The organism is Streptomyces boncukensis (assembly GCF_011045075.1).
GTDB classification, from domain to species: domain Bacteria; phylum Actinomycetota; class Actinomycetes; order Streptomycetales; family Streptomycetaceae; genus Streptomyces; species Streptomyces boncukensis.
This window is the reverse complement of record NZ_JAAKZZ010000748.1, coordinates 1-2718: the sequence shown is the minus strand read 5'-3', so window position 1 is coordinate 2718 and position 2718 is coordinate 1. Positions and strand designations below refer to the sequence as shown.

Here is a 2718-nt window from a genome sequence, read left to right as displayed (position 1 = left end):
TGTCTGGTGCGCGCGGCGTCAGTCCGGCCGGGGGCGGTGCTGGACCCCGCGGGGCGCGGAGGGGGTGGCTGCCTGCGGCATGGGGACTCCTGGAAGCGGGGCTCGACTCGCTTCCATCGTGGTCGCGCGGACGGCCGCGGTGTGTCGCTCCCAGGTCGTGGATCGGCGCCCTGCCGAAAGGCGGAGCCGCCGGGCGCGGGTATGTCCCGGGGAACAGACGGCCTCTACCCAAAGGCAGACCCGGCGCGGGTACGCCTCAGGCCGTCAGGCCGTCAGGCCCGTCTGGTGGGCGAGGAGCGCCGCCTGGACCCGGCTGTCCGAACCCGTCTTGTCCAGCACCGCGCGGACGTGCGTCTTGACCGTGCCCACCCCGATGGCCAGCCGCTTGCCGATGTCGAGGTTGGACAGCCCCTCCCCCAGCATGGCCAGCACCTCGCGCTCGCGGGCCGTCAGGCTCGCCAGCCGCCGGTCCGGCTCAGCGGTCCCCGTGGCGGGAGCGCCGCCGCGCAGCATCCGCCGGATGACGGTCCCGGTGACGCCCGGGGACAGGACGGCGTCCCCGGTGGCGGCCGAGCGCACCGCGCCGATCAGCTCCTGCGGGCCCTCGTCCTTCAGCAGGAAGCCGGTGGCGCCCGCCGCCAGGGCCCGGATGACGTTGTCCTCGTCGCCGAAGGTGGTGAGCATGACGACCTGCGGCGCGGGTTCCGCGCCGGTCAGCCGCTCGACGGCGGCGATCCCGTCGAGTACGGGCATCCGGATGTCGAGGAGCACGACGTCGGGCCGGTACTCGGCGGCGAGCCGGACGGCGTCGGCGCCGTTGACCGCCTCGCCCACCACCTCGATGTCCCCGGCGTGCCGGAGGATCAGGCGGACGCCGTGCCGGATCATCTGCTCGTCGTCGGCGAGCAGGACCCGGATCGCGGAGCCGGTGCCCTGGTCGTCAGTCATGTGTGCCGCCCCCGCGGTGCGGTTCGGGCGCCAGCGGCACCGTGAACCGGTCGATCGCGATCAGAGTGTCGGAGCGGAAACAGTAGCGGACGATGCGCAGCCGCCCGCTTCCGGTCCGGTCGTCCGTCCACGGGTGGACGCAGTCCGTCGCGGACGCCGGCCGCCGCGGCTCGTGCCCGGTCGCCGCCGCGCGCGTCGGCTCGTCGTCGCGGCCCACGGCGTCCGTCACCTGCTCCCGCGACATCCCCAGCCGGGGCTTCCCGGGGGGCGAGTAGTCGGGGCCGGGCTGGGCCCTGTCCACCAGCACCAGCCCGAAGAGCATCATCACGCCCACGCCCGCCAGGCCGAGCACGCCGGTGACGGCCCCGGCGAGGCCCCGCTGGACGCGGGAGAGGAGCCCCCGGTCCGGGGCGGTGCCGTCGGCCGCGCCGTACGCGGCGGCACCGGGCGCCGGCTCCGCCGCGTACGGCGCGGCGTCCGCCGGCTCCCCGCCGGCCGGAGGGTCCGCGGGGAGCCGGACCGCGACGGAGAACCCGCCGTCCGGTGTGCGGCCCGCCTCGAAGGTGCCGCCGAGCAGCGCCACCCGCTCCCGCAGTCCGGGCAGCCCGCGCCCGGAACCAGCACCGGAACCGGAACCAGCACCGGCACCGGGCCCGGTGGTCGCGGCGGCGGGCGCGGGTGGTGCGCCGTTGCGCACCTGGATCTCCACGCGCTCCCCGGTGTGGGTGACGGCGACGGTCACCCGGGCCCCGGGCGCGTACCGGTGGACGTTGGTGAGGGACTCGCGCACCACACGGTGGACGGCGCGCCGCACCCGGGCCGACCGGGCGTCCAGGTCCTCCCCCTGCCAGGACAGCTCGACAGGGATGCCGCCCTTGCGGGACTCCTCGGCCAGCGCCTCGATATCGGCGCGGGTACCGGTCGCGTCGGTCAGCGCGTCGGTGCCGGTGTCCCGGCCCAGCGGGCCCAGCACCCCCAGCGCCTCGCGCAGCTCCCGCATCGCGTCGCGCGTGGTGGACCGCACCAGCGCCGCCTCGTCCCGCAGCGAGGGCGCCTCCTGGCGGAGCGCCATCTCCAGGCCGCCCGCGTGCAGGGAGATCAGGCTCAGCCGGTGCCCGACCAGGTCGTGCATCTCGGCGGCGATCCGCGACCTCTCGTGCATCCGCGACTCGCTGTCCGCGAGCCGCCGCGCCTCCTCGGCCGCGGCCGTACGCTCCCGCAGCGCCTGGAGCAGCCGGTCCTGCTGGCCGCTCGCGGCGCCGACCAGCCCCGGCACGAGGACCGTCGTCGCGGCGAGCACGGCGCCGACGGCGAGTCCGTACGGTCCGCTGCCGTTCCCGGTGCCGGGCGCCGACGCGAAGCCGGTCAGCATGACCAGCGCCATCCCCCCGAGCAGCAGCGCGCCGCGCCGCCGCGGCACCGGCGTCTGCCGTGCCGCGGTGTGCGCGGCCACCGCGGTCAGCAGCGCGGCAGCCTGCAGGGCCCCGGCCAGCGCGGCCAGGCCGAGCAGGCTCACCGCCGGGAACCGGCGCCGTACCAGGGCCAGGCCGATGGCGGGGAGCGCCAGCGCCGGCACGGCCGGGCCGTCGAGCGTGCTGCCGAGCCCCACCTGGCTCACGAACGCGAGCAGCGCCAGCACCCCGGCGACCAGTGCCTCACCCGCGGCGCGCCAGAGCTGCCGCCTCCGCTCCCCGGGCCCGGCGAACGGTCCGCGAGCGACCGGAGGGGACACAGAGGCGGATGGGGCGGCCGGGACGGAGGGGGTGGAGG

The 2718-nt window shown here is 77.2% G+C and carries 2 protein-coding genes; both read right to left on the bottom strand.

Annotated features, from left to right (window positions below; all coding sequences use genetic code 11):
- Positions 1-264 precede the first annotated feature (264 nt).
- A complete protein-coding gene (locus tag G5C65_RS35070) occupies positions 265-948 on the bottom strand; it encodes a response regulator (RefSeq protein ID WP_165303103.1) in 684 nt (227 codons plus the stop codon).
- The gene (locus G5C65_RS35065) at positions 941-2680 is read right to left on the bottom strand and encodes a histidine kinase (RefSeq protein ID WP_165303102.1); all 1740 of its coding nucleotides are present in this window, start codon (positions 2678-2680) and stop codon (positions 941-943) included. Before G5C65_RS35065 ends, G5C65_RS35070 begins: the two co-directional genes overlap by 8 nt.
- Positions 2681-2718 lie beyond the last annotated feature (38 nt).

Excerpts from the sequence above, each read along its gene's own strand:
- G5C65_RS35070 (WP_165303103.1), bottom strand. The coding sequence starts at position 948 with ATGACTGACGACCAGGGCACCGGCTCCGCGATCCGGGTCCTGCTCGCC.